A 26778-nucleotide genomic window follows, 5' to 3' on the forward strand; every position below is an offset into this window, starting at 1 on the left:
CGTGGACTTCTTGGCCGAGGGGGTCAACGAGCTTCCTGTCCTTGGGCGGCGGTCCGTCGGACGACCGTGACGGTGAGCAGCAGGGCCAGGGCTGCGGTGACGCAGAGCATCCAGAGCCCGATGGCGTAGGAGTCGGTGCGGCCGTAGACGTAGCCCATGATCAGTGGCGGGACGAACCCGCCCAGGCCTCCTGCGGCGCCGACCAGTCCGGTCACGCCCCCCACGCGGGAGGGCTCGGTGACCTTGGCGATGAGCGCGAAGGTGGCGCCGCTCCCGGAGCCCAGCGCGGCGGCCATGGCCAGGAACGCGACAGTGCCGATGCCGTTCAGGGGCGGCGTGCCTGCCGAGATGCCGGCACACACGACGACGACGCCGAAGCCGCTGGCCAGCACCGGGACCGCACCGACCTTGTCCGCGAGCCAGCCTCCCACCGGGCGCAGGATGACGGCGACCAGGACGAAGCCGGCCATCCGGTTGGCCGCGCTGGCGGGGGTCAGGTGGTGGGCCGTCTTGAGGTATGCCGGGAGGTACACCGAGAACGCGACGTAGCCACCGAAGGCCACGGCGTAGAGCAGGCAGGCCTGCCAGGCGATGGGGAGCCGGGAGTTGGCGGAGATCCGTGAGGCCAGGGAGGTGGTGGGAACCACTCGGCCGGGTGCGTCCCGAAGGATCAGCCACGCGGCGACGGAGTATCCGGCCAGCACCGCCGAGGTGATGAGGAAGGGTGCCTTGGCCCCCAGGTGGTCGGTGAGCTTGACGGTGGTCAGCGCGCTGATCGCGGTGCCTCCCATGCCGGCGCCGAAGATGCCGACCGCGAGGCCGCGCTTCTCAGGCGGGAACCACGCGTTCACGAACGGGACGCCCACGGCGAAGGCGGTGCCGGCGATGCCGAGGAAGAAGCCGCCGAGGATGAGCAGGGTGTAGGAGTCGAGGGCGAAGAAGGCGATGAAGAGGGTCGGGATGATGGTCACGCCTGAGACGATCGGGAACATGACCCGTCCGCCGTACCGGTCGGTCAGCCCGCCCACGACGATGCGGCCGAGGGAGCCCACCACAACGGGGACCGCGACGAGCAGGGCGACGTCGGACTCGGTCAGGGTGCCGAGGGACCCGGTCGTCCGGAAGAGCGGACCGAGTGGGCTGATCAGCGCCCAGGCCCAGAAGTTCACGGCGAAGCCGATGGTGGCCATCGCCAGCATCAGCCAGGGCGATCTGGTCGCCGCTCGGGGGTGTTGGTCCGAGGGCAACGGGGTGGTCGTCATCGGAGTGGTCACAGTCGTGCTCTGACGACGGAGCTGTCGACGACGGGCATTGCGGCGGCGTGGTCGGCCATGGCTGGTCTCCTTGACGGCCCACCGGCGGTGGTGGGTCTGCGCGGAAACCAGCACAGTGGCTTCGCTGCACGCGTGTCAGGGCCAAAGGTCCCGCTCGTCGGGGGAACCCGGTCGGCTCTTCGCCCCTGTCGGGACGCAGCTCGCGGGCGGTGCCACACGATGTCTCCTCTGCCAAGCGGTGCAGCAGCTGAAGTCACCGGGTCCGGGGCGACGACGAGTTGGACCTGTCCCGACCAACATAGCCCTTGCCGAGCCGACTGGCGCCGACTCGTGCGACTGGTGTCAGGTCTGCTGGCCGACCGACAGGATGTTGCCGTCAGGGTCCTTGAACCACGCGCCCTTGACGCCCTCGATCTCGGCGATGCCATCCACGGTCTTCAGCCCCGGCATGTCGTACTCCTCGAAGACGACGCCGCGCTCGCGGAGCTCACGCACCGCCTTCTCGACGTCGTCCACGTCGAAGCCCATGTAGGTGCTCTTCGCGGTGCCGGCGAACTGGGACGGGTACACGAGCACCAGCGACCCTCCGCCAGCGTCGTACCGGACTCCATCGGCCCTCTCGTCGTTGACCTTCAGGCCCAACGTCTCGCCGTAGAACTTCTTGGCCCTCTCGATGTCTGACACCGCGATGGTCGGAGTCGCCCTGAGTGTTTCGAACATTGCGCAACCTCCTCATTTCGGCGCTCACGCGTCTACCCACGGGTCGGCCCGGATCGTGGCGACGACCCAGGTGAGACGCTACGCCGCTGGCCTGCGCTTGGCGTCCCCCCTTCGACGGGTCCTCGATCGGTTCGGGTGACGAGGTGCAGGTGCCGAGGTGCAGGTGCCGAGGGGCGATACCGGGACTAAGGTCGCAGAATGGGCAGTCCTGGAGGGCCGGGTGCTGGTGCCCCGGATCACGTCGTCGTCATGGGCGTCTCGGGTTCGGGCAAGTCCACCGTCGCCAAGGGGATCTCGACCGTCACGGGGTGGGAGTTCGCCGAGGGCGATGCGTTCCACTCCGACGCCAACGTCGCCAAGATGAAGGCCGGACACCCGCTCACCGACGAGGACCGCTGGCCCTGGCTGGAAGCCATCGGAGCCTGGATCAGCTCCAAGGAGGACCAGGGTGAGTCCGCCGTCATCACCTGTTCCGCCCTGCGCCGCGCGTACCGCGACGTCCTGTGCAAGGACCGCCCGCACGTGCGTTTCCTCCACGTGACCGCATCCTCGGAGCTGATCCGCGACCGGATGGAGCACCGCCCCGGCCACTACATGCCTGCCTCCCTGCTGCCCAGCCAGCTCGCCACCCTCGAGCCGCTGCAGCCCGACGAGCCCGGCATCGCCATCACCAACGAGGGAACGGCGGCCGTGGTGCTGGACCGCGCGCTGGCCGCCCTGGGCCTCAGGAAGGACCACCCATGATCGCTTCACTCCCGCTCGAGCTGCCCGGGACCGTCGCACTCGCGGCGGCAGACGAGCCGTATGCCGGGGACGGCGTGCTCGTCGTCGCGTGCGTCGTCGGCATCCTCGCGGTGGTCCTGCTCATCACCGTGGCCAAGGTGCACCCGTTCCTCTCCCTGATGCTCGGGTCCGCGGTACTCGGTGCCATCGCCACCATGCCCCCGGCGGACATCGTCAAGAGCTTCATCACGGGATTCGGCAACACGACCGGCTCCGTCGGGGTGCTCATCGCGCTCGGCGCCATGATCGGCAAGATGCTCGAGGACTCCGGCGGCGCGAACAAGATCGTCTCGACGATGATCAGTCGCGTGGGCCGCAACGGCCTGCCCTGGATGATGGCCGCCATCGCCGCCATCCTCGGCCTGCCCTTGTTCTTCGAGGTCGGCGTCGTCCTGCTCGTGCCCGTGGTGGTCATGGTCGCCCGCCGTACCGGGCTGTCCCTCATGCACGTCGGCATCCCCGCGCTGGCGGGCCTGTCCGTGCTCCACGGACTCGTCCCGCCGCACCCCGGTCCCTTGACGGCGATCGGGCTGCTCAAGGCCGACCTCAGCCTGACGCTCCTGTTCGGCATCATCATCGCCATCCCCACCGTCATCATCGCCGGACCGGTGCTGGCGCGCTTCGTGCACAACTGGGTGCCGAAGCACGCCACGGAGCTGGCGTATGCCGGTGCTGGTGCCCCCGGCGGGGGCGGGGTCGAAGCCGGGGGCGAGGCCGAAAGGTCGTCAGAGCGAGCGGCCGAGGTTCGGGACGACCGGGCGGCGACGCAGCCGGGGCGGCGTCAGGTGCCGTTCTCCTCGGCCATCATCGCCATCACCCTGCCGGTGATGCTGATGCTCATCGACGCGATCGCCAAGCTCGTGGTCACCGACGAGGAGACCGGCTTCCGGAAGGTGACCGACTTCCTGGGGACTCCGGTCGTCGCCCTGCTCATCGCCGTGATCTTCTGTTACTTCGCCCTCGGCCTGGCCACGGGCATGAACCGCTCGCAGGTCAGCGACTCCTTCGGTGCGAGCCTGCCAGGCATCGCCGGGATCATCCTGATCGTCGCCGCCGGTGGCGGCTTCAAGCAGACCCTCGTGGACGCCGGTGTCGGCGACGTCATCAAGAACTGGGCCGAGGGCGTCAACATCTCGGTGCTCCTGCTCGGCTGGCTCGTCGCGGTGCTCATCAGGCTCGGGACCGGCTCGGCCACCGTGGCCACCATCACCGCGGCCGGCATCGTCGGTCCGCTCGGCACGAGCCTGTCGGCCAACCACCTCGCGCTGCTGGTCCTGGCCATCGGCTGCGGCTCGCTGTTCTTCAGCCACGTCAACGATGCTGGCTTCTGGCTGGTCAAGGAGTATTTCGGGCTGACGGTCGGAGAGACGATCAAGTCGTGGTCAGTGATGGAGACCGTGATCTCCGTGGTGGGGTTTGCCCTGGTGATGCTCATGAGCCTGGTCGTCTAGCGGACCTGACCGGCGTCCTCAGGTCTCGACGCAGAACTCGTTGCCCTCTGGGTCTGCCATGACCACGAGGTCGCCGCCGTCGCGCAGGACGGTGGCGCCCTGGGCAACGAGTCGCTCGACCTCGGCACTGACCGAACCCATGGCGCGAAGGTCGAAGTGCTGCCGGTTCTTCGCGGTCTTGCCCTCCGGGACCCGCTGGAACCACAGGTTGGGGCCTCCCCACCCGGCCGGCTCGACCCAGGCACGGTCGTCGGTGCTCTCCTCGTCGACGTTCGACCCGAGTGCCTCGGCCCAGAAGGCCGCGAGCCGCAGCGCGCTCGAGCAGTCGAAGGTCACCGATTTCACGTAGGAAGCCATGGGGAGATGCTGCCCCACGAGGTCAGGTCGCCGCGAGGGCGCGAACGGCGCGTTCGATGGCGGGGCGCAGGTCGAGCTCCGGGTCGACCGTGAGCCGGTGGAGCATCAGCCCGTCGCCGAGTGCCATGAGGGCCCGCGTCGCCGGCACGGGGTCGGCAATCCCGACGGCGCTCACCATCTGCTCGGTCCACCGCTCGAACTCACGGCGCTGTCGCCGCATCGGCTCGCCGAGCTCCGGATCGCCGGAGAGCTCGAGGAACAGCGCGTAGCGCGCGCGGGTACGGGCGGCGAACGGCCCGGTCTGCAGTGCCGTCATGGCGCAGAGGCCCTCGATGAGGTCGTCGACCCCCGTGATCGCGGGCATCGCGGCCGGGTCGAAGTCGGCGCGTTCGCGCTCGGCCATCCAGTCGACGACCCCGGCCAGCAGCGCCCGACGGGTCCGGAACCAGTTCGACGTGGATCCCGGCGGCAGACCGGCCTGCTCGTCGATTCGACCATGGGTCAAGGCGCGCACGCCCTGTGCCCCGAGCAGCTCCACCGCTGCCTCGAGGGCACGCTCGCGGGTCCCTGCCGGCATCGACACCCCCTTCTCCGAGGTCTACTATGAACATAGTATCCAGCACCACGCGGAAGGGGTCGCCATGACCACGCCCGAGCCCCGCGCCATACGCCCCGTCGCCCCTGCGTCCTGGTCGCCGCCGCTGCCAGCGGCCGCCGGCTTCGACCACCTCGTGGTCGAGACGCCCGGCCTGCGCACCCACGTGGCCGTCATCGGCGATGGTGAGCCGGTCGTCCTGCTGCACGGCTTCCCTCAGCACTGGTGGCAGTGGCACGCGATCGCCCCCGTCATCGCCGCCGGCGGCCACCGCGTGATCTGCCCTGACCTGCGCGGAGCTGGCTGGACCGTCGCCGACGACCCGCGCATCGACCGCGAGACGCGGCTGCGCGACCTGCTCGCCCTGCTCGACGTGCTCGAGGTCGAGCGTGCCCACGTCGTGGCCCACGACATGGGCGCGATCACGGCGCTGCAGCTGGCCTACGACCATCCCGGGCGGGTCCGGACGATGGTGCAGCTCGCGGTGCCGCCGTTCTTCATGGCCTTCAGCCCGAAGGTGGCGCCCGGCTTCCGGCACCTGCCCCGGTTCATCTGGCACCGCCCTGGGGCCTCGCTGCGCGGAGTCTTCTCGCAGGCCTACCTGGCTCGCCCCATGTCGGGGGCGACCATCGAGGCCCACCTCGCCCCGATGCTTCGACCCGACGTCGACGGCGCAGTGCGACCCCTCACCCGCGGGATGATCCTGCCCGAAGCCATGCGACTGGCACGGGGCGTCTACCGCCGTCGGCGGCTCACGGTGCCGACGCTCGTCGTGTTCGGCCGGCGCGACCACCCCTGGACCGAGGACACCATGCAGAGGGTCTGCCGCCGTCCGGAGCGGTATGCCGACCGGGTCGAGTTCGCGTACGTCGACGACGCCGCGCACTACCTCACCGACGACGCCCCTGCCGCCGTGGCCGACCTCGCGATGGACTGGTTCGCGCGGGCGGCCTGACCGAGGGCGCGCACCGAGGTGCGCGGTACCGTCCCGGAGCGCGCTGGCGCCTCCACCGGGCGGTGGGCGCAGCAGTGCCCCCACCCGAGCGAGCAGGGGCACCACTTCGGTCGACGTCGTGAAGCTCCCCTGAGAGCGACATCGCCGGGATGGCCTGAGTCGAGCCACGCTGTTGGACCCGCACGCCGACCATCGACGTGGCCTGCGGGTCTGGGCAGGCTTCCCGCCGATGGTAGGCGCTGTACCTCCTGCCTGCCTAACCTGGGTCGACTGGTTCCCTCGCGCCCACGAGGCGTCCGGGGGCATCGAGCGCGGTCGGGGGATCGAGCGCGGTCGGGGCATCGAGCGCGGTCGGGGCATCGAGCGCGGTCAGGTGCGGCCGTGCCTGCTCCACACGTCGAGCGTCACACCTCAGGGGCGCTGCAGCCGGTCCAGGGCGTCCTTGAGCGCCTCCACCGCCTCGTCCTGACGATCGTCCGGCACCCGGAGCAGGACGACCGTCGCGGCGGAGCCGGCCGGGCCCGGCTCGAACCTGAGCGGCCAGCTGGACTGGTGCGGCCAGTCCGCGCGCAGACGCTCCTCGGCCCGCTCGACGGTGAGCGGTCCCGTCAGGACGACGTGGACGTCGTGCGCCGGGCCAGCGGTCGTTCGCCGCTCGTTCGTGACCCGCTCGACCTCGGTGACGGTGACGGGCGGCTCTGCATCGTTCACGCCGGGTCGGCCCCGCCGCCGGCGTGCTGGTCTGCCCTCGCCTGCTGATCCGCCGTCGTCCACTGGGTGTCACAGACGAGGCAACGGAATGCAGGGTGCGGTCGGGCGTCCCTGGACCCGGGTGCGCCCGGCAACATCACGGTGGTCGCCTTGGTGCTCCCGCACTCCGGGCACACGTGGGTGGCCATCAAGCAGCCTCGCTCAGTACCAGTGCCGTCGTCCGCCGATCGCGCGGCCGCTCGCGCCCAGGAGCATCAGCACCAGGCCGATGACCGCCAGGATGACGCCGATCGTGACCAGGACGGGAATGTCGACCAAGTAGCCGACGATGACCAGGATGATGCCGAGGATGATCATGGTTACCTCCTTGTCCTTGGGGTGACAGGGACGTGCCCGCTCGAGCGCCTTTTCAAACATCTCCGGGGCTGCGGGTAGGTTGGCCGGACCCGGCGGCCCCCGCGCCGGTCGTCTGGAGGCCTGCGTGCGCGTCGTCGTCATGGGTGCCGGCGGCTACGTCGGCAGCCGCCTCGTCCCAGCCCTCCTGGCCGAGGGTCACGAGGTCGTCGCGACGTTCACGGAGAGGGCCTCTGCAGCGCGGTTCTGGTGGGCCGACCGCGTCGAGGTCGTCGAGATGGACGTCCTCGACCGCGCCTCGGCGCGGGCCGCCTGTGCCGGGGCCGAAGTGCTCTACTACCTCGTCCACGGCCTGGGCGGCGACGACTTCTCGACGAGCGACCGCGAGGGCGCGTACAACGCGGCCCATGCCGTCGTCCGATCTGGCATCGGACGGATCATCTACCTCGGCGGTCTCGTCCCGCACCTCGACGAGGCAGAGCTCTCGCCGCACCTGCGTTCGCGACTCGAGGTCGAGCAGGTGCTCACCGACTCGGGTGTACCGACGGTGGCGCTGCGGGCGGCGATGGTGGTCGGTGGTGGCTCGACGTCGTTCGAGATCATGCGACAGCTCAGCGAGCGGATGCCTGTGCACGTGCTCCCCACCTGGATGGACAGCCAGGTCGAGCCCGTCGCCGTCACGGACGTGGTTGCGGCCCTGGTCGGCGCGTTGCGCGCCCCCGCCGTCAGCCGCGCCTTCGACATCGGCAGCGGCGAGCGGATGACGTATGCCGCGCTGCTGCGGCTCTTCGCCGACCGTGCCGGTCTGCGTCGGGTCCAGGTGCGGGTGCCGTTGCTGCCGACGCGCCTCGTCTCGCGCCTCGCGCCGTTGCTGACCCGGGCCCCGTCGTCCACGGTGCAGTCGCTCGTGGAGAGCCTGCACCACGACATGGTCTGTGCGCAGCCGGGTGCCATCGCCCAGCTGGTGCCGTCGGGTCACGCCCTCACCGCGGTGGCCGAGGCCGTGGAGCGCGCGCTCGCGGCCCCGGACGAGTCCGTCCCGGACCGTGATCGCGACGTCCTCGGACCCCTGTCCTCCGACCCGGCCTGGGTCGGCCGCTGAGGGTCGGGTCGGATCGGGCCGGGGGCTGTCAGCCCTTCCGCGCCGAGAGCTGACGGTCGAGGTTGTGGGCGAAGCCGGCCCCCATCGCGGCGATGACCCCCTGCATCGAGGTCTGCACGACCGGCTTGGACAGCCGCGGGAACGGCAGGTCGACGTGGACCCCCAGGTCGATCGACACGTGGGTCCCGCGCCCGCGGTCCTGCAGGGTGTAGGTGCCTTCCACGCCCGCGCGCTCCTCACCCTTCGGTGCGTGGGTGTACTCGATCTTTTCCTGGGGCGTGAACTCCATCCGCTCCGTGAAGGAGAGCCCGACGCTCTTGCCGAGGATCGCGATCGGCGCGAGCTTCCAGAGCCAGGTCTCGCCCCGGTCCTCGATGGAGCGCACCATCGGCGTCAGCTTCGCCACGACGGTGGCGTCGGTCAAGACCGCCCACACGGCCTCCCGGGGATAGGGCACGACGGCACTGGAGCGGCGTGAGGCGGAGAAGACGGTCATGACCCCGAGTCTGGTCCATCGACCGTCGGTCAGCGGCCCTTGGGGGTCCGAGGTGCTCTCTTGCTGGCGGCTTTGCCGGTGGCCTTGCTGGTGGCCTTGCGCGGCTTGGGAGGTGGCTTGCGGGTCGGCAGCCCGGGGATGACGAAGCCCGGCAGGTGCTCGTGACCGCCCTTCGTGTGGTGGGTGCCCGCTGTGACCTTGGGCGGGGGCAGCGGATCCCGGCCCAGATGCACCCAGAGTGCGACGGAGGGGATGTCGCAGTCGTCGACGACGAAGAGCATGTACCACCCGGGCGGGGCGAGGTTGGGGTTCTTGGTGACCTCGACCGTGAGGGTGCAGGCGTCGCGACACACGATCGGCAGGTCGACGAGGCGCTGGCTCGTGTCGTCCGAGTGCGTGGTCGCCATCGGCCGCACCAGCTGGGCCCACTTGATGGTCATGGCCGAGGGGGTGCTCACCTCGACCGTGGTGCCGTACCGCCACTCCGTCGGCGCGGAGTCCAGCAGCGGGCGCGGCCCGCGGAAGAGGTATGGCGGGTGGTACAGCTCGAGGCGCAGCTCGTCGTCGCCGCGGTCAGGGTTGGACCCGGCGGTCACCACTCGACCGTCGGGCAGCAGCAAGGCGATCGAGTGGTAGAGCCGCGACACGGTCGCCTCGGCGACGGACCGCATGGTGTTCGTTGCGGGGTCGTAGATCTCGGCGAGGTGCACTGCGTCGGCGCGTGTCTCGCCGTGCAGGCCACCGCCCGTGACCAAGACGGTCCGGTCCGGGAGGATGACCGAGTTGCACAGTCCGCGGGCCTTGGCGAGGTCGGGGCCGGCGTGGAAGGCCGCCCCGGCAGGGCCCGAGGACAGGTCGATGATGTCGGTGCGCTTCGTGGCCGCGGGGGCACCATTGCCACCGATGACCATGACCCGCTGGTCCTGAGCCGGTGGCAGCAGGATGCTGTTGCCCTGGTCGCGCTTGGCCTTGTCCCGCAGGCCGGAGACGGGCTGCTCGACCCCGGACCACGGGTTGATGGCGCGGCCCTCGATGGTGGCGCCGCCGAGCTGGCCGCCGGTGTAGAAGAGCTGGCCGTCCTTGAGCAGCAACAGGTGCGGGTAGAGCGGGAGGCTGGTGGTGTTCGGGAGCGGGCGCCATCCGATGGCGGGGTCGAAGACCTCGTTCGGCGCCTGGATTCCGGAGCTCACCACGGCTCGGCCGTCGCCCATCGTGACGAGGGTGGGGTACCAGCGGTGGGCGTCCATGTCGTCCACGCGGATCCACTGCCGCAGTTGCGGGTCGAACAGGTACGTGGCCTGTGACCCGACGAAGTCGTCGTACTTGTCCGTGCCACCGGCCACGAGCACCTTGCCGTCGGCCAGCACGGTCTGGCTCGCGCAGAACACGTCGAACGGGCAGCCCGGGTCGTAGAAGGTGCCCTCCTGGTAGTCCCAGACCACGCTCTTGACGAGGCGCGCGTCGAAGTTCGGGACGTTGTTCCCGGATCCGGCGAAGAACAGCACCTGTCCGGTGTGCATGAGGACGGCGTGCACCGCGAGGACATGGGAGTCGACCGGGAGGAGCTCCCAGTACCCCACGTCGGCAAGGTCGCACACGTCAACAGGCTCCGTGGCCGGCATGCCGGGCATGGTCATCCCGGTGGACGTCGCCGTCGTGGACGTTCCCACGGACGTCCCCGTCCCACCGTGCATCGGCAGGTGCATCGCGTCGAGGAGCGCGTCGGCGGCGACCCCGCCGCCGACCCCACCAGCGGCGCTCCGCGCCGGGTGCAGGTGCGCCGCCGCCGGGCTGGCTGCATGGGGGTGGTCGTCGCCCCCGTGGTCGTCGCCCCCGTGGTCGTCGCCCCCGTGGTCGTGACCGCCGCCGCCGTGGGTGTGGCGCCCCCCGACCCGCTCACACACCTCGCACGGTGCGTCGGCGTCGTGCCCGCAGCAGCGGGTGGTGCCGTGGTCGTGGCCGCAGCAGCGTCCGTGCGGTTTGCCGGGGGAGTGGGTGTGGTCGTGCGGGCACTGCTTGGGGTCGCAGTCGCTGCCCTCGTGGGCACCCCCGTGGTGGGGGCGGGGTCCGTCGTCGGCGTGGTGGTCGTCGTCGGGTGTGCCGCAGCACGGGTTGTGCGGCTTGGTGTGCGGGTGCGGGTGGTCGTGGTCGCCGGTGGCGCAGTCGCCGCACCGGACCAGGTCGACCCAGTCGAGGTTGTTGCGGCCGTCATCGAGGGGCAGCCTCAGGACCGACGACCAGGCGGTCCTGGGGTCGACCCAGACCCAGTCGCGAGCGCGGACCAGTCCGGCCAAGCCGGCCATCATGTGCTCCTCGAGGTGGCAGTGGAACAGGAAGTCGCCCTTGACCCGCACCCGGCAGGCGTCGTCCGGGGGGTCGCACTGCAGGTCCTCGAGGTCACAGGGCAACCGCACCGCCGCCGGCACGATGGTGTCGGCCGTGAAGCCCTCGGCCGGGCTCAGCCCGTGCACGTCAGCCGCACCACCGGGGGGCGCCGGGAGCGCCCAGCGGGCGGAGTGCGGATGGAAGTTGTGCCAGACCGAGCCGAGGTCGAGGTTGACGACGTGCCACCGCAGCCGCTGCCCGGTGTCGGCTTCGATGGTGGGGGTGTTTCCGACGAATGCACGGCCGTTGAGGCAGTAGGTCAGCGCTCCACCGCCGGGAGCAAGCACGATGTGGTCGAAGTTCTGGTCCAGGGTCCAGACGACCTTGTTGCCGGGACGGACCGACACGGCCGGCGGCACGAAGCTGTTGTCGCGGATGTCGACCGACCGGTCACCGGCGGGTGCGCCGGGGTCGACCGTGACGGTCCCCGACATGGTGGGGCCGTGGATCTTGCAGTGGTAGGCCACGACCCCGGCCGTCGTGAAGGTGTGCGTGAAGGTCTGCTTCGGCGTGGCCTTGTGCAGCACCGGGCTCTCGAAGGCGTCGTCGGTCGACGGGGCCTGCAAGGCGTGCAGGAACAGGGGGACGTCCAGCGCGCGAGGCGCCCTGGGGTCGCGCACGACGAGCGCGCCGAACAGACCGCGGTTGACGTTGGCCTGAACCATGTGGACGTGGTCGTGGAAGGCCCAGACGCCGATGCTCTCCTCGGTGACGTCGAACGTGTAGGTCCAGCTCTGACCCGGGAGGATCTCGTCGCTGCGCAGACCGCGGCGCGTGCCGACGCCGAAGGGCCAGGCGCCGTCGGACTCGACGCCGTACTTCACCCCGTGGACGTGCAGGCTGTGGCAGTCGACATCGCCGTTGAGCACGTGGATCCGCAGCTGCTCGCCCGGATCCGCGTAGAGCACGGCCCCGGGGACGCGGCGGTACCACGGCGGCTCGTTGACGTCGGCCTCGACCAGCTTGGCGGTGTTCGGGGTCGTGTAGTGGTCGTCGAGGTACTCCCGGTAGACCAGGGCGTTGACACTGGTGGCTGCGATCTCAGTGGGCTTCACGCGACCGGTCTCGTGACCCATGCCGTACATCGCGTCCCGCCCGTACCGGCGGCTGCCGACGATCGGCGCGAGGGGGCTGTAGCCGCCCAACGGCTCGATCCTCAGGAAGATGTCTCGACGACGCAGGCAGTCGGACATGGCGCTCCCCGTTCGCAGGGCCGTCCGAGCCTCACGAAGGCTGCGGTTGGGCCATGCTCACGGTATTGGCGGCACATTGGTCGCGAGATCCACCGTTTGCCGTAGTTGGGTGTTCGAGGCCAGGGTGGGCAGACCCGAGGACAGGTCGCCGTGGACGACGCGCTCGAAGAGGTCGAGGTAGTCGCGCACCATCCGGCTCGAGTCGAAGCGCCGAACCGCCTCCGCACGACAGGCAGCCCGGTCGAGTCCAGCGACCCCGGCGACAGCGGCCACGGCCTCGGTCGTGTCCGCGACGAGGAACCCCGTCGTGCCGTCGGTCAGCAGCTCGGGCATCGAGCCGAGGGGCCTGGCGATGACGGGGGTCCCCGTGGCGAGTGCCTCGACGACCGAGAGGCCGAACGGCTCGGCGAACTCGATCAGGTGCAGGAGGGCGAGTGCGCCACCGAGGAGGGAGTCGCGCTCTGCCGGACCGACCGGACCCAGGTAGGTGACCCGGTCTCCGTCGACGTGGGGCAGGACGGCGGTGGCGAAGTACTCCTCGTCCTGGACGATCCCCGCCATCCGGAGTGGGATCCCAGCGGCCCGAGCGACCTCGATGGCGCGGTGCGTGCCCTTGTCGGGGTGGATCCTGCCGAGGAAGAGCAGGTAGTCACCCGGATCGGGTGCGAACGTGAACGCGCTGGTGTCGATGCCGTGGTGGATGGTGGCCGCGTAGGTCAGGTCGGGGTGCCGGTCCGCCTCGCTGATCGCCACGTAGTGCGCGATGTCGTCGTAGGCGCGGTAGACCGGGACGATCCGTGGTGAGGACAGCCCGTGGATCGTGGTGACGACCGGTGTCTGCACGAGCCTGCTGTACGTGAGGGGCATGAAGTCGAAGTGGTTGGCGAGCACGTCGAAGTCGGCGGCACGCTCGAAGGCGGAGGCGTTGTGCAGTCCCTCCCACGCCTTGGCGTCGAGCCCCGGCGCCTCCTCGTAGCCGTGCGGCGCGGTGGGGTGGAGCCGCGCGGCGGTCGCCGAGTCGGCCGTCGCGAAGAGGGTCACTTCGTGGCCGTGCGCGACGAAGCCCTCGGCCAGGGTGGAGGCGATCTGCTCCCACGGGCCGTAGCCGGTCGGTGGCAGACGGTGGGCGATCGAGGCGATGACGCCGATCCTCATGGGTCCTCCAGCGGGCTCGCGGCGACTGGCGCGGCAGGTGCCGGTGCGGTGGCCGCGGTTCTCGCAGCTGGCGGACGAGGCGTCAGGTGGCCCACCCTAGCCGCGCGGCTTCCGGTCCGGGCCGATCCAGCCAGCGGTCGACCGGCGCAGGGGCACGCCGTGCGGTGTTACGGTGAGTACCTCGACGCCTCGCATGGAGACGGGGCGCATCACGGCGATCGCCTGCCGCGACAAGCGTGCGTGTGTCCACTCCGCGCAGGCCCCCAACGCACCGTGCGTGCAGTCCCAGCCCCTCGGGTGGCTGTGCTTCGCGCCGGCTGTCGACGCGGGGTCGACAGGAAGGCATCGCACCATGTCCGTGTCCTACGGCGTCCTCAGCACCTACCCCCCGACCCAGTGCGGGCTGGCCACCTTCAGCCGCTCGCTGGTCGACTCCCTGCGCGACGAGCAGGACAGCGTCGGGGTGGTCCAGCTGGTCGACTCGGCCGACGAGCCGCGCCCCGCCCACGTGGTGCACCAGTGGGTCCGCGGCAGTGCCAGGGGAGGCGAGTTCGCGGCTGATGCCCTGAACCAGTTCGACGTCGCGATCCTCCAGCACGAGTACGGCATCTTCGGCGGCCGCGACGGCCTCGACGTGCTCGATGTCGCGGACGCCCTGCGGGTCCCGATGGTCCTGGTCGTCCACACCGTCCTCGTCGAGCCGAGCAACCGCCAGCGCCTCATCGTCCGCGAGCTGGTTGCGCGGAGCGCCGTCGTGGTCACGATGACGCGGGCTGCCCGCGATCGGCTCGGGGCGCACTACGGCATCGACCTCGACAAGATCCGCGTCATCCCGCACGGGGCCCATGCCGGCAGCCACCTGACGGGTCGGCCGCAGGCAGCGGCAGGCCAGGAGTCCTGGGCTGCGCCGACCGCGAACGTGCAGGAGCGTCGGCCCGTGGTCCTCACCTGGGGACTGCTCGGCGAGGGCAAGGGGATCGAGTGGGCGGTCGAGGCCATGGCCCAGCTCCGCGACCTCTCCCCGGTGTACCGCGTGGTCGGGCAGACCCACCCCAAGGTCCTCGCGCGCGACGGTGAGCGGTACCGCGACCGCCTGGTCGACCGGGCCCGCCGGTGCGGGGTGACTGACCTGGTCGAGTTCGACGCTCGCTACCTCGACGCGGAGTCCCTGCGACGAGTCGTGGCCGATGCCGATGTCGTGCTGCTGCCGTACGACTCGAAGGAGCAGGTGACCTCGGGTGTCCTCGCCGAGGCAGTGACGGCGGGCAAGCCGGTGGTGTCCACCGGGTTCCCGCACGCGGTCGAGGCCCTCGGCGGCGGCGCAGGCCTCCTCGTGAACCGCAAGGACCCCACGGGCATCGCCCACGGGGTGCGTCGAGTCCTCACCGAGCCCGCGCTGGCAGCCTCGATGACGGCGGAGGCCCGTCGCATCGCCCCGCAGATGCTGTGGCCCGCGGTGGCGCAGCAGTACCGGGACCTCGCAGCCGGGGCCCTCGCCTCGACGCAGCTCGCGGCGGCGACATCATGAGCATCGCGCTCGAGCGTCCGCAGACCAGCGTCCCCGTCTCGTTCCAACACCTGTTCCACCTGACCGACCGCGTCGGCCTGTTCGAGCACGCCGAGCTCACTCGACCACGCCGTGACCACGGCTACTGCGTGGATGACGTCGCCCGAGGCCTCGTCGTGGCCGCCCGCCAGCCCGAGCAGTCGGCAGCCGTGACAGGACTGGCCGAGACCTACCTGCAGTTCGTCCTCGACTCCCAGGGGGCTGGGGGAGATTTCCGCAACCGTCGCTCGGTCGACGGCTCGTGGACCGATGAGCCCACCACCGAGGACTGCTGGGGGCGGGCCCTGTGGGGCCTCGGTACCGCGGTGGCCCGGGCTCCCGGACTCGCCGACTGGAGGGCACTCGGTGCCTTTACGCGGGGCGCGGAGCTGCGGTCTCCCTGGAGCCGGTCCATGGCCTTCGCGGGTCTGGGCGCCGCCGAGGTACTCACGGTGAGCCCGCTCCACGTGCCGGCCCGGACCCTGCTGGGGGACGCCGCCCGCCTGATCGCCACCTCGACGCCCTTCGGGATCACCGCGCCGGTGGTGCCCGGTTGGCGGTGGCCGGAGCCGCGGCTGCGGTACGCGAACGCAGCCCTCGCCGAGGTCCTGATCGCGGCGGGCTCGCTGCTGGGGACGTGGAAGTGGTTGACCGAGGGACTGGGCATGCTCGCCTGGCTGCTCGAGACGGAGACGCGGGACGGGCACCTCTCCCCGGTGCCATCGCGAGGCTGGGCCCTCGGCGACCCCCGCCCGGGGTTCGACCAGCAGCCGATCGAGGTGGCCGCTCTCGCTGACGCCTGCGCCCGGGCGTTCGAGGTCACGGCAGACCCACGCTGGCAGGACGCCGTCCAGCTGTGCGCCGACTGGTTCGAGGGTGCCAACGACGCGGCGACCCCGCTTCACGACCGGGCGAGCGGCGGTGGGTGCGACGGCCTCCACGAGTTCGGGCGCAACGAGAACCAGGGGGCCGAGTCGACGATCGCCATGATCTCGACGTTCCAGCAGGCCCAGCGGATCGGTGCCACCGGCCCGTGACCTGCGACCCCGCTTGGGTGCACCGCACCTCGCTGACCCTGCGGCCCGATCCCGGTCGGGTGCTCGTGCGGCTCTTCCTCCCGGGGCAGGAGCTGCTGGGCGACGGCAGGTCCCGGGCTGACGCGGTGATCGCGCGGGTGCTGGCGATGGACGACGCGCAGACCCGGGCAGTCCTCTCGGACGCCCTGGCTCGCTTCGCCGACCGACACCACGACCTCACGCGAACGTTCCGGGAGCACTACGCACTGGTGGCGCACCACATACCCGACGCGGACGAGCTCAGCGCCGACCGGCAGGACCTCGTCGGCGCGTATTTCACCCAGGAGTACGCCCTGGAGGGAGCCGCGCTGTTCAACCCGTCCCTCGTGCCGCACCCCGACCAGGAGGGTCTCGCCAACGGCGAGCTGCGCTTCGTCATGAGCCTGAGGGCCGTCGGCGAGGGGCACATCTCGAGCATCGAGTTCCGCACCGGGGTGCTCGGGGCGGCGGGTGAGGTGCGGGTGGACGCCCCTGCGCCCCATCCCACGACCGGCCGGATCACCCCGACCGAGATGTCCAGCGACCGGCGCGCGGATCCCCCCGAGGACGCGCACGACCGCGCGGAGAGCGGCGACGCGGCCTACACGCTGTGCTTCGACCCGCAGCGCCCGCTGTCCGCCCGGGTGGTCTTTCCCACGGTGGCCGCGGAGAGCCACGGGGTGGAGGACGCCAGGTTCGTCGCCTTCACCGACGAAGGGGCAGTGACGTACCACGCGACCTACACGGCATACGACGGGGCGAACGTCGCGCCCAGGTTGCTGAGCACGACCGACTGGGTGACCTTCCGCAGCCGGCCGCAGCGCGGGCCCGCGGCCCGCGACAAGGGCATGGCGCTGTTCCCCCGCAAGGTCGACGGACGCCACCTCGCGCTGACCCGGTGGGACCGCGAGTCGCTGGGGGTCACGAGCTCCGACGACGCGGTCACGTGGCTGGAGCCCGTCACCCTCGCCCGGCCGGAACGTCCGTGGGAGCTCATCCAGCTGGGTCAGTGCGGAGCTCCCCTCGAGACGCCGTCCGGCTGGCTGGTGCTGACCCACGGGGTCGGGCCGATGCGCACCTATGGGATCGGGGCCCTCCTGCTCGACCTCGATGACCCGACCGTCGTCGTCGGCGTGCTGGACGAGCCCTTCCTCACCCCGGCCGTGGACGAGCGCGACGGGTACGTGCCGAACGTCGTGTACTCGTGCGGGGCGCTCCTGCACGGCGACCGACTTGTCGTGCCCTACGGCTGCAGCGACTCCTTCGTGCGCTTCGCGTTCGTCGAGCTGCAACCGCTCCTGGACCTGTTGACGCCCCCTCCCGGGTAGGTCCTGCCACCGATGGTTGAATCTCCTCGTGCCCGACACCACGGAGGTCGTCGCCGCCGTCGACATCGGCGGCACCCGGATCAAGTCCTCACTCGTCGACCGCTCGTTCGCCGTCCTGGCGAGGACGACAGTCGTGACGCCACGCGACATCGGCGAGGACATCGGGGCCGTCGTCGCCGCGGGTGTCGGCGAGCTCCTGGCCGCGGTCCCCGCTGACCGCCCCGTGCGACTCGTCGGGTGCGGGGTCGTGGTCCCCGGCCTGGTCGACGAGGCCAGGGGCGTCGGGATCCGGTCGGTCAACCTCGGCTGGCGGGACCTGCCCATCCGCGACCGGGTGCGCGCCCGGCTCGACGTGCCGGTCGTCGTCGGCCACGACGTCCGGGCCGGCCTGGTCGCCGAGACCCGCCTTGGTGCCGGAGTGGGCCACTCCCACGTCCTGTTCATGCCGCTCGGCACGGGCATCGCCGGGGCGCTCCTGCTCGACGGGACCGTGGTGGTCGGGGACGGGTTCGCCGGCGAGCTCGGACACGTCGTCGTCGACCCCGCCGGGCCTGCCTGCCCGTGCGGGCAGCAGGGCTGCCTGGAGGTGCTCGCGTCCGCGAGCGCGCTCGAACGGTCCTACGAGGCGGCGTCGGGCACGAGGGTGCCTGCAGAGGTCGTGGCCGAGCGTGCCGCCGCGGGCGAGCCGATGGCCTCGGCGTCGTGGTCGGGTGTCGTGTCCGCCCTCGGCCGTGCCCTGGCGACCGTGGTCACCCTGACCGGCGTCGAGCTCGTCCTGGTCGGCGGAGGCCTCGCCGAGAGCGGTGAGCTGCTGCTCGCACCACTGCGGCAGGACCTTGCGGAGCGGCTGACCTTCCAGCGGATGCCCGACGTGCAGCGCGCCGCTCTCGGCGACCGCGCCGGGTCCCTCGGTGCCGCCTGCCTCGCCTGGGATGCGCTGTGATCGTCACCGTGACGCCGAACGCGGCCCTCGACGTGACCTACGAGGTCGACTCCTTCACGCCGCACGCCAGCCACCGGGTCCGCCTCGTGACGGGTCGAGCCGGCGGCAAGGGGGTCAACGTCGCAGGGGTGCTGACCCTGATGGGCCACCCCGTGCTGGCCACCGGGTGGGCGGGCGGCGCCACGGGTGACCTTGTCCGGGCTGACCTCGACGCCCGCGGGGTGGAGCACGCCTTCGCCGCAGGGGAGGGTGAGGCCCGCCGGACCGTCACGGTCGTCGCGCGCGACGACGGTGGGGCGACCGTGCTCAACGAACCCGGCCCCGAGCAGACGTCCGAGTCGTGGCATGCCCTCGTGGCCCACGTGGCCCGCGTCCTCGACAGGACCCGTGCCACTGTTCTGGTGCTCGCAGGCAGCCTGCCACCGGGGGTCCCGGTCGATGGCTGGGCCGGCCTGGTCCGGGCCGGACACGTGGCGGGTGCCACCGTCGTCCTCGACACCGAGGGACCAGCCCTGCGGGCGGCGCTCGGCGCAGGTCCAGACCTCATCAAACCCAACCGTGACGAGCTCGAGGCCACCACCGGGCTCGCGGACGAGGCCGCCGCCGTGCGGGCACTGCGCGGGCTCGGCGCCCGCGACGTGGTCGTCTCGGCCGGTCCCGACGGCCTCAGCTGGTATGCCGTGGACGGCACCATCGTCCGAGGTCGCCTCGCGACGGAGCTGGTGGGCAACCCCACCGGCGCCGGGGACGCCCTCGTCGCCGCCCTTGCCGCAGGGCTGTCAGAAGGCCGGCCGAGGCGGCAGGTCCTGCTCGACGCGGTCGCCTGGTCGGCTGCTGCGGTGCTCGCGCCGGTGGCCGGCACCCTCGACCCCCACGACGTCTCCCGGCTGGAGACCCAGGTCCACACGGAGGACGTGCAATGAGTCTGGTCACCCTCGGCGAGGTCCTCGCGGCAGCCCGGCGCGAGGGCCGTGGCGTCGGTGCGTTCAACGTCATCCAGGTCGAGCACGCCGAGGCCCTCGTCGCCGCGGCGGAGGAGACGGGCCTGCCCGTGGTGCTGCAGATCAGCGAGAACGCGGTCCGCTACCACGGCGCCCTGGCGCCCATCGCGCTCGCGACCAAGGCGGTCGCGGTCGCCTCCTTCGCCACCTGCGTCCTGCACCTCGACCACGCCGAGGACGAGGAGCTGGTCGACGAGGCCGTCGCCCTGGGTTTCACGTCGGTGATGTTCGACGGCTCGAGGCTCGACGACGCCACCAACCGGGAGACCACGCGAGCGGTCGTCGGGCGATGCCACGACGCGGGCGTCTCCGTCGAGGCGGAGCTCGGCGAGATCGGGGGCAAGGACGGCGTCCACGCCCCCGGCGTCCGCACCGACCCCGGCGATGCCGCGGCCTTCGCCGCGGAGACCGGGGTCGACGCGCTCGCCGTCGCTGTCGGGTCCTCGCACGCCATGACCAGCCGCACCGCGACCCTCGACCTCGAGCTGGTCGCGCGCATCAGGGACCTCGTGAGCGTCCCGCTCGTCCTGCACGGCTCGTCGGGTGTCCCTGACCAGACCCTGGTCAGCGCGGTGCGCGCCGGCATGACCAAGGTCAACATCGCCACCCACCTCAACGCGGCGTTCACCCGGGCCGTCCGCGACCACCTCGAGGCGAACCCGTCCGTCGTCGACACCCGCCGCTACCTCGGCGCGGGGCGCTCGGCGGTCCAGGCCGAGGCGGCGCGGCTCCTGCGGCTGCTCGCGGGCTGACCCCGGCTGACTCGCCCATTACTGCGACGCGCATTACTCGCGAGTCACCCGCGAACGGTGGCAGGCTCAGGGCGTGGCCCGAGTCCGGGGCCGCACCACGCTGTCCGCTGCCCCCTGGGAGGCCCCCGATGTTCTCGCGCATCGCCATCGTCAACCGTGGCGAGGCTGCCATGCGACTCATCCACGCCGTGCGCGACCTCAACGCGCAAGCGGGTCGCGACGGGCACCGGATCGAGACCATCGCACTGCACACCGAGGGTGAGAAGCGCGCGATGTTCGTGCGCGAGGCCGACGTGGCCTACAACCTCGGCCCGGCGGCGAACCGCCCCTACCTCGACTACGCCGTGCTCGAGCGGGCGCTCGTCGCCACGGGTGCCGACGCCGCCTGGGTCGGCTGGGGCTTCGTCGCCGAGGACCCGAACTTCGCCGAGGTCTGCGCCAACATCGGTGTGACGTTCATCGGTCCCAGTCCCGAGGCGATGCGCAAGCTCGGCGACAAGATCGGCTCCAAGCTCATCGCCGAGGAGGTGGGCGTGCCCGTCGCGCCCTGGAGCGGCGGCGGCGTCGACACGCTCGAGGACGCCACCGCGGCCGCGGCGCGCATCGGCTACCCCCTCATGCTCAAGGCCACGGCCGGCGGTGGGGGGCGCGGCATCCGCATGGTGGCCTCGGACGCCGACCTCGCCGACGCCTACGAGCGCACCCGAGACGAGGCACAGCGAGCGTTCGGCTCGGGCGTCGTGTTCCTCGAGCGGCTGGTCACCGGCGCCCGCCACGTCGAGGTCCAGGTCATCGCCGACGGGCAGGGCACCGCCTGGGCCATCGGCGTCCGTGACTGCTCGATCCAGCGGCGCAACCAGAAGGTCATCGAGGAGTCCGCGTCGCCGGTCCTCGCCCCGGATCAGGTTGCCGAGGTCAAGGCCAGTGCCGAGCGGCTCGCCGTCGCCGTGGGGTATGCCGGTGCCGGCACCGTCGAGTTCCTGTACCACCCGGGCGAGAAGTTCTTCGCGTTCCTCGAGGTGAACACCCGCCTGCAGGTCGAGCACCCGATCACCGAGGTCACGACCGACACCGACCTGGTCAAGCTGCAGATCCACGTGGCGAACGGCGGTCGCCTCGAGGGGGAGCGCCCGGCCGAGGAAGGGCACGCCGTCGAGGCGCGTCTCAACGCCGAGGACCCCGACCGCGACTTCGCCCCGTCGCCCGGGCGCATCGCCCTGCTCAACCTGCCGGCCGGCCCCGGCATCCGTGTCGACACCGGTGTGGGGGAAGGCGACTCGATCCCGGCCGACTTCGACTCGATGATCGCCAAGATCATCGCGGTGGGGGCCACCCGCGACGAGGCGCTGGCCCGGTTGCGGCGGGCGATGGGCGAGACGACCGTCGTCATCGAGGGCGGCGCGACCAACAAGAGCTTCATCCTCGACCTGCTCGACCAGCCCGAGGTCATCGACGGCAGCGCCGACACGGGCTGGATCGACCGGGTCCGGGGCGAGGGTCGCCTGGTGTCGCACCGGCACAGTGGCGTGGCGCTGGTGGCCGCCGGCATCGAGGCCTACGAGGACGAGGAGGAGGTCGAGCGCACCCGGTTGCTCGAGACCTCCCGCGGTGGCCGCCCGCAGGTGCAGCACCGCACCGGCCGCGCCATCGACCTCAAGCTGCGCGGCACGGCATACAAGGTCACGGTCTGGCGGATCGGGCCGCACCGGTTCCGCGTCCTCGTCGCGGGGCCCGCGACGGAGCAGGTCGTCGACGCCGACCTCGACCGGCTCGACGAGTACACCAGCCGGCTCGCGGTGGCCGGCCGCACCTACCGCCTCATCACCGCCACGCACGGGCCCGTGCAGCTGGTCGAGGTCGACGGCGTGACCCACCGGGTGAGCCGCGACGAGGGCGGAGTGCTGCGCTCGCCCGCACCGGCCCTCGTGGTCGCGACCCCGGCGGCCGTGGGCGCCGAGGTCGCCGCCGGCGCACCCGTGCTGGTCCTGGAGTCGATGAAGATGGAGACGGTGCTGCCGTCGCCGTTCGCCGCACGTGTCAAGGAGCTCCTCGTCTCCACCGGCAGCCAGGTCGAGACCGGCGCGCCACTGGTCCGGCTCGAGCCGCTGGGCGACCCCGACGCCGCGGTCGAGGCGGTCCCGGAGGAGGTCGTCGACCTCGACCTGCCCGAGAAGGACTCCGGCGACGCCGGTCCCGCCGAGAAGGCCGAGCGCTCCCGCGCCGACCTCTGCGCCATGCTGCTCGGCTACGACGTCGACCCCCGCGACGAGGGAGCGACCCTCACGACCTACCTGCAGGCCCGCGACCAGCTCGTGGCGCGGGGCCAGTCGCAGACCGCGGCCGAGATCGCCGTGCTCGACGTGCTCGCGGACTTCGCCGAGCTCAGCCGCAACCGCCCGGCCGGTGAGGAGGCGCACGTCGAGCACCGCGTGCACAGCCCCCGCGAGCACTTCCACACCTACCTGCAGAGCCTCGACGTCGAGCGCGGGGCCCTGCCCGAGCAGTTCCGCCACAAGCTCGGACAGGTGCTGCGCCACTACGGGCTCGACTCGCTCGACCGCACCCCCGAGCTCGAGGAGGCCGTGTTCCGGGTGTTCCTCGCCCAGCAGCGCTCGGCCCCCGACGTCCACCTCGCGACCTCGCTCCTGCAGCGCTGGCTCGTCGAGCCGTGCCCGGAGCCGCCGCTCGACACGGCGGCCCGCGAGCTGCTCGACCGCCTCATCGTCGCGACCCAGCTGCGCTTCCCCGTCATCGGTGACCTCGCGCGCAGCGTGCGGTTCCGCTGGTTCGACCAGCCGCTGGTCGACGCCGACCGCGCCACCGTCCTCGGGGGTGTGGCCCAGGAGGTCACCGAGCTCGCGGCCATGCCCGACGGTCCCGAACGGGCGGCCCGGATCGACGCCCTCGCAGCGATCCCCGAGCAGATCGTCCAGTTCCTCGCGGAGCGGCTCGAGAGCGGCGTGCCCGAGCGCGAGCCGATGCTCGCCGTCCTCATCAAGCGCCACTACCGCGAGCACGACCTGGCCAACCTGCACGAGCTGCAAGTGGACTCGCGGCCGTTCGCAGTCGCCGACTACTCCCTCGACGGCCGGCCGACCCACCTCGTCACCAGCGTCGGGCGGGTCGACGAGCTCACCGACGACTCGGCCCTGGCGACGGCCGTCAGCGCGCAGCTCGCGCAGGCGCCGAGCGGCCACGACGGCGTCGTCGACCTCTATCTCTCCTGGCCCGACGAGCCCGCCACCGCCGACGAGGCGTCCCGCGTGCTCGCCGAGGCCGTCGCCCGGATGCCGTTCTCACAGCAGGTCCGGCGCATCGCGGTCGCCGTGGGTGCCGGCAAGGGCCGACCGGTCGGCTACTTCACCTTCCGTCCCACCGGGGACGGCACGATGGCCGAGGACAAGCTCGTCCGCGGCGTGCACCCGATGGTCGGGCGCCGGCTCAACCTGTGGCGCCTGCGGGACTTCGAGGTCACCCGCCTCGAGGCCCCCGAGGACGTCCTGCTCTACCTGTGCACCGCGCCCGGCAACGAGGCCGACCAGCGGCTCGTGGCCCTGGCGCAGGTGCGTCAGCTCGCCGTCATCCGCGACGAGCAGGGCCACGTGACGGCCCTGCCGCACGCCGAGCGGGCCATCGCCAACTGCCTCGAAGCCATCCGCCGGGCGCGGTCGGCACGCGGGGCAGCCGGCGCCAAGCTCGACATGAACCACGTGTGGGTGCACATCTGGCCACCCATCGAGGCAGACCTCGACCAGCTCACCGCACTCAAGGCCAAGATCTCGCCGCTCACCGCAGGAGCCGGGATCGAGGAGGTCCTCGTGCAGGGCCGGATCGCCACCCCGGATGGCGCGAGCGCGCCCCTCGCAGCCCGGTTCCACTACCAGCCCGGCTCGGGTGTCGTGACCTCGGTGGGCGAGCCCCCGACCGAGCTGCTCAAGCCCCTCGACGACTACGCCCAGAAGGTCGTGCGAGCGCGTCGTCGCGGTGTCGTCTACCCCTACGAGCTGCAGGCCATGATCGCCGGGCCCGGCGGCACCGCGGTCGAGTACGACCTCGACGACACCGGGGCCCTCGCCCCGGTCGACCGGCCCTACGGGCTCAACAAGGCCGGGATCATCGCGGGCCTCATCACGACCCCGACCAAGCGCTATCCGGAGGGCATGACCCGGGTCCTGCTGTGCGGCGACCCGCTCAAGGCCCTCGGCGCCGTCGCCGAGCCCGAGTGCTCACGCGTCATCGCGGCCCTCGACCTCGCCGAACAGCTCGAGGTGCCCGTCGAGTGGTTCGCCCTGTCGGCCGGTGCCCGCATCTCGATGGACTCCGGCACCGAGAACATGGACTGGGTCGCCAAGGCGCTCAAGCGGATCGTCGAGTTCACCCAGGCCGGCGGCGAGATCAACATCGTGGTCGCGGGCATCAACGTCGGGGCCCAGCCGTACTGGAACGCCGAGGCCACGATGCTCATGCACACCAAGGGGATCCTCGTGATGACCCCGGACAGTGCCATGGTCCTCACCGGCAAGCAGTCGCTCGACTTCTCCGGCGGCGTCTCGGCCGAGGACAACTTCGGCATCGGTGGCTACGACCGCGTGATGGGTCCCAACGGCCAGGCGCAGTACTGGGCGCCTGACCTCGCCGGGGCGCGCGACGTCCTGATGGCGCACTACGAGCACACCTACGTCCACCCGGGCGAAGCCGGGCCGCGCCGCGCGGAGTCCACGGACCCCGTCGACCGCGACGTCACGGCATACCCGCACGAGCTGCCGGACTCGGGGTTCACCACGGTCGGCGACATCTTCTCCAGCGCCACGAACCCCGATCGCAAGAAGGCGTTCGACATCCGCACCCTGATGGCCGCCGTGGCCGACCAGGACCGCGAGACGCTCGAGCGCTGGGCAGGCATGGCGGACGCCGAGACGGCCGTCGTGCAGGACGCCCACCTCGGCGGGATCCCGGTGTGCCTCCTCGGGATCGAGTCCAAGACGGTGGCGCGGCGAGGCTTCCCGCCCACCGACGGCCCCGACACCTACACCGCCGGCACGCTGTTCCCGAGGTCGTCCAAGAAGGCAGCCCGGGCGATCAACGCCGCGAGCGGCAACCGTCCCGTGGTCGTGCTCGCCAACCTGTCCGGGTTCGACGGGTCGCCCGAGTCGATGCGCAGCCTCCAGCTCGAGTACGGCGCCGAGATCGGCCGGGCCATCGTCAACTTCGACGGTCCGATCGTGTTCTGCGTCGTCAGCCGCTACCACGGCGGCGCCTTCGTCGTGTTCTCCAAGGCGCTCAACCCGAACATGACCGTCCTGGCCGTCGAGGGCTCGTTCGCCTCGGTGATCGGCGGCGCACCGGCCGCGGCGGTGGTCTTCTCGCGGGACGTCGACGCACGGACGGCGGCCGACCCGCGGGTGACCGAGGTGGAGCACCGGCTGGGCCAGTCGAGCAATGCCGAACGCGCAGCGCTCGCCACCGAGCTCGCCGAGCTGCGCACCTCCGTGCGCGCCGAGAAGCTCGGTGAGGTCGCCTCGGAGTTCGACGGGGTGCACAGCATCCACCGGGCGGTGAGCGTCGGCTCCGTCGACGCCGTCATCTCCGCCGAGGAGCTCCGCCCGCGGATCATCGCGGCCGTCGAGGCGGGACTCGCGCGAAGCAGGTGACTGTTGGCGCATCCGCGACCGGTGTCGTGGGTAAGGGAGAGGTGACACCACCACACGTCGACGAGACGGAGGTACGAGATGAGTGAGCACGACCGCAACCTGGCCGAGATGGGCGACGAGCAGTACGAGCACCACCGCGTCGCCCAGCACCTGATCCAGGAGGCCATCGACGAGGTGGCCCTCGGCGCGGCGGGCAGCAGCCCGGGCGAGGTGCGCGCCCGCCTGGTCCACGCCCTGGGCGCCCGAGGCATCGGCGAGCAGCCTCCGCGCTGGTTGGACACCGTCGCGGACCGGCTGGCCGGTGGTCACCGGTACGTCGAGGACCCCCGCGAGGCATAGCGCAGCGAGCCCGGCCCTCCGGCGTGGGAGGGTGGGCCGGTGAACTGCGCCGGGCTCCTCCTCGCTGCTGGCGGCGGGCGCCGGATGGGCACCCCCAAGGCGCTGCTCGACGACGCGCACGGCGGCTCGTTCGTCGAGCGCGGGGTGCGCGTGCTCCGTGACGCCGGCTGTTCACCGGTCGTCGTGGTCGTCGGTGCGGCGGCCGACCGGGCCGGTGCGCTGGCCACAGCGGCAGGGGCCGAGGTCGTGGTGGAGACGCCCGACTGGGAGAGCGGCCAGAGCGCCTCGCTGCGCTCCGGCATCGAGACCCTGCTTCACGGCGACGCGCAGGAGACCGACGCGGCCTGCATCCTGCTGGTCGACCTCCCCGACGTGGGGACCGACGTCGTCGCGCGCGTGCTCGACGCCGCCGGTGACGGGCCCGCCGCCCTGGCGCGGGCGGCATACGCAGGGGTCCCCGGTCATCCCGTCCTCGTGGGCCGCGACCACTGGCGGGGGGTGCTCGAGGTCGCGTCGGGGGACCGCGGTGCCCGCGACTACCTCGCCGCCCACGAGCACGTCGTTGTCGAGTGCGCAGACCTGGCGACGGGCCGCGACGTCGACAGCCCTGCCGACCTTTCCTGACAGGGCTG

22 protein-coding genes are annotated in these 26778 nt (G+C 71.7%); 13 read left to right on the top strand and 9 right to left on the bottom strand.

Translation table 11 applies throughout. From position 1 onward, the window contains the following. Nucleotides 1–23 precede the first annotated feature (23 nt). Together AC1DV7_RS10145 and AC1DV7_RS10150 are read right to left on the bottom strand one after the other, a co-directional pair. Nucleotides 24–1199, bottom strand: coding sequence for an MFS transporter (locus tag AC1DV7_RS10145; protein WP_477596994.1), 1176 nt, complete (start codon nucleotides 1197–1199; stop codon nucleotides 24–26). Nucleotides 1200–1616: 417 nt separating this feature from the next. Next, entirely contained in the window at nucleotides 1617–1994 is a 378-nt protein-coding gene (locus tag AC1DV7_RS10150; protein WP_477596995.1) for a VOC family protein, read from the bottom strand. 198 nt (nucleotides 1995–2192) lie between these two features. Between AC1DV7_RS10150 and AC1DV7_RS10155 the strand changes: the two genes are divergently transcribed. Continuing rightward, nucleotides 2193–2738 carry a gluconokinase gene (locus tag AC1DV7_RS10155; RefSeq protein ID WP_477596996.1) on the top strand — a complete coding sequence of 182 codons (546 nt, stop codon included), beginning with the start codon at nucleotides 2193–2195 and terminating at the stop codon, nucleotides 2736–2738. Next, nucleotides 2735–4228 (top strand): GntP family permease, encoded by a 1494-nt coding sequence (locus tag AC1DV7_RS10160; RefSeq protein WP_477596997.1) that lies wholly within the window; start codon nucleotides 2735–2737, stop codon nucleotides 4226–4228. Before AC1DV7_RS10155 ends, AC1DV7_RS10160 begins: the two co-directional genes overlap by 4 nt. 18 nt (nucleotides 4229–4246) lie before the next feature. Here AC1DV7_RS10160 and AC1DV7_RS10165 read toward each other — a convergent pair whose 3' ends face one another. Both AC1DV7_RS10165 and AC1DV7_RS10170 read right to left on the bottom strand, forming a co-directional pair. After that, nucleotides 4247–4585, bottom strand: coding sequence for a VOC family protein (locus AC1DV7_RS10165; protein WP_477596998.1), 339 nt, complete (start codon nucleotides 4583–4585; stop codon nucleotides 4247–4249). A 22-nt stretch (nucleotides 4586–4607) separates the two neighbouring features. Continuing rightward, nucleotides 4608–5162 carry a TetR/AcrR family transcriptional regulator gene (locus tag AC1DV7_RS10170; protein ID WP_477596999.1) on the bottom strand — a complete coding sequence of 185 codons (555 nt, stop codon included), beginning with the start codon at nucleotides 5160–5162 and terminating at the stop codon, nucleotides 4608–4610. Nucleotides 5163–5226: 64 nt separating this feature from the next. Between AC1DV7_RS10170 and AC1DV7_RS10175 the strand changes: the two genes are divergently transcribed. Beyond that, a complete protein-coding gene (locus AC1DV7_RS10175; protein WP_477597000.1) occupies nucleotides 5227–6135 on the top strand; it encodes an alpha/beta fold hydrolase in 909 nt (302 codons plus the stop codon). Between the two features lie 411 nt (nucleotides 6136–6546). Here the strand turns inward: AC1DV7_RS10175 and AC1DV7_RS10180 are convergent, their stop codons facing one another. Beyond that, a complete protein-coding gene (locus tag AC1DV7_RS10180) occupies nucleotides 6547–6846 on the bottom strand; it encodes a hypothetical protein (RefSeq protein WP_477597001.1) in 300 nt (99 codons plus the stop codon). A gap of 201 nt (nucleotides 6847–7047) precedes the next feature. Continuing rightward, entirely contained in the window at nucleotides 7048–7203 is a 156-nt protein-coding gene (locus AC1DV7_RS10185; RefSeq protein ID WP_477597002.1) for a DUF6131 family protein, read from the bottom strand. A gap of 124 nt (nucleotides 7204–7327) precedes the next feature. On the opposite strand from AC1DV7_RS10185, the gene AC1DV7_RS10190 reads away from it, so the two are divergent. Beyond that, a complete protein-coding gene (locus AC1DV7_RS10190) occupies nucleotides 7328–8302 on the top strand; it encodes an NAD(P)H-binding protein (protein WP_477597003.1) in 975 nt (324 codons plus the stop codon). A gap of 28 nt (nucleotides 8303–8330) precedes the next feature. Here AC1DV7_RS10190 and AC1DV7_RS10195 read toward each other — a convergent pair whose 3' ends face one another. The 3 genes from AC1DV7_RS10195 to AC1DV7_RS10205 are packed head-to-tail and all read right to left on the bottom strand — an operon-like array spanning nucleotide 8331 to nucleotide 13531. Beyond that, nucleotides 8331–8798, bottom strand: a complete 468-nt coding sequence (locus tag AC1DV7_RS10195; protein WP_477597004.1) for an SRPBCC family protein — start codon at nucleotides 8796–8798, stop codon at nucleotides 8331–8333. 29 nt (nucleotides 8799–8827) lie between these two features. Beyond that, a complete protein-coding gene (locus AC1DV7_RS10200; RefSeq protein WP_477597005.1) occupies nucleotides 8828–12376 on the bottom strand; it encodes a galactose oxidase-like domain-containing protein in 3549 nt (1182 codons plus the stop codon). A gap of 57 nt (nucleotides 12377–12433) precedes the next feature. Then, nucleotides 12434–13531 carry a glycosyltransferase family 4 protein gene (locus AC1DV7_RS10205; protein ID WP_477597006.1) on the bottom strand — a complete coding sequence of 366 codons (1098 nt, stop codon included), beginning with the start codon at nucleotides 13529–13531 and terminating at the stop codon, nucleotides 12434–12436. 352 nt (nucleotides 13532–13883) lie between these two features. Here AC1DV7_RS10205 and AC1DV7_RS10210 point away from each other — a divergent pair, with 352 nt between their 5' ends. The 9 genes from AC1DV7_RS10210 to AC1DV7_RS10250 all read left to right on the top strand — a co-directional run bounded on the left by AC1DV7_RS10210 (nucleotide 13884) and on the right by AC1DV7_RS10250 (nucleotide 26770). Beyond that, nucleotides 13884–15059 (top strand): glycosyltransferase, encoded by a 1176-nt coding sequence (locus AC1DV7_RS10210; RefSeq protein WP_477597007.1) that lies wholly within the window; start codon nucleotides 13884–13886, stop codon nucleotides 15057–15059. Further along, complete coding sequence (locus AC1DV7_RS10215) at nucleotides 15056–16114, top strand: glycosyltransferase (RefSeq protein WP_477597008.1); 1059 nt, start codon at nucleotides 15056–15058, stop codon at nucleotides 16112–16114. The genes AC1DV7_RS10210 and AC1DV7_RS10215 overlap by 4 nt, the downstream gene beginning before the upstream one ends. A gap of 17 nt (nucleotides 16115–16131) precedes the next feature. Next, entirely contained in the window at nucleotides 16132–17460 is a 1329-nt protein-coding gene (locus AC1DV7_RS10220; RefSeq protein WP_477597009.1) for a glycoside hydrolase family 130 protein, read from the top strand. 28 nt (nucleotides 17461–17488) lie between these two features. After that, a complete protein-coding gene (locus AC1DV7_RS10225; protein ID WP_477597010.1) occupies nucleotides 17489–18403 on the top strand; it encodes an ROK family protein in 915 nt (304 codons plus the stop codon). Continuing rightward, nucleotides 18400–19326, top strand: coding sequence for a 1-phosphofructokinase family hexose kinase (locus AC1DV7_RS10230; RefSeq protein ID WP_477597011.1), 927 nt, complete (start codon nucleotides 18400–18402; stop codon nucleotides 19324–19326). The genes AC1DV7_RS10225 and AC1DV7_RS10230 overlap by 4 nt, the downstream gene beginning before the upstream one ends. Beyond that, nucleotides 19323–20156 (top strand): class II fructose-bisphosphate aldolase, encoded by an 834-nt coding sequence (locus AC1DV7_RS10235; protein ID WP_477597012.1) that lies wholly within the window; start codon nucleotides 19323–19325, stop codon nucleotides 20154–20156. Before AC1DV7_RS10230 ends, AC1DV7_RS10235 begins: the two co-directional genes overlap by 4 nt. A 128-nt stretch (nucleotides 20157–20284) precedes the next feature. Then, nucleotides 20285–25807, top strand: a complete 5523-nt coding sequence (locus AC1DV7_RS10240) for an ATP-binding protein (protein ID WP_477597013.1) — start codon at nucleotides 20285–20287, stop codon at nucleotides 25805–25807. Between the two features lie 78 nt (nucleotides 25808–25885). Further along, complete coding sequence (locus tag AC1DV7_RS10245) at nucleotides 25886–26146, top strand: hypothetical protein (protein ID WP_477597014.1); 261 nt, start codon at nucleotides 25886–25888, stop codon at nucleotides 26144–26146. A 39-nt stretch (nucleotides 26147–26185) separates the two neighbouring features. Continuing rightward, nucleotides 26186–26770 carry a nucleotidyltransferase family protein gene (locus tag AC1DV7_RS10250; protein WP_477597015.1) on the top strand — a complete coding sequence of 195 codons (585 nt, stop codon included), beginning with the start codon at nucleotides 26186–26188 and terminating at the stop codon, nucleotides 26768–26770. The last annotated feature ends 8 nt before the right edge of the window (nucleotides 26771–26778 follow it).

The sequence above is a fragment of the Pedococcus sp. P2_E4 genome (genome assembly GCF_056403935.1).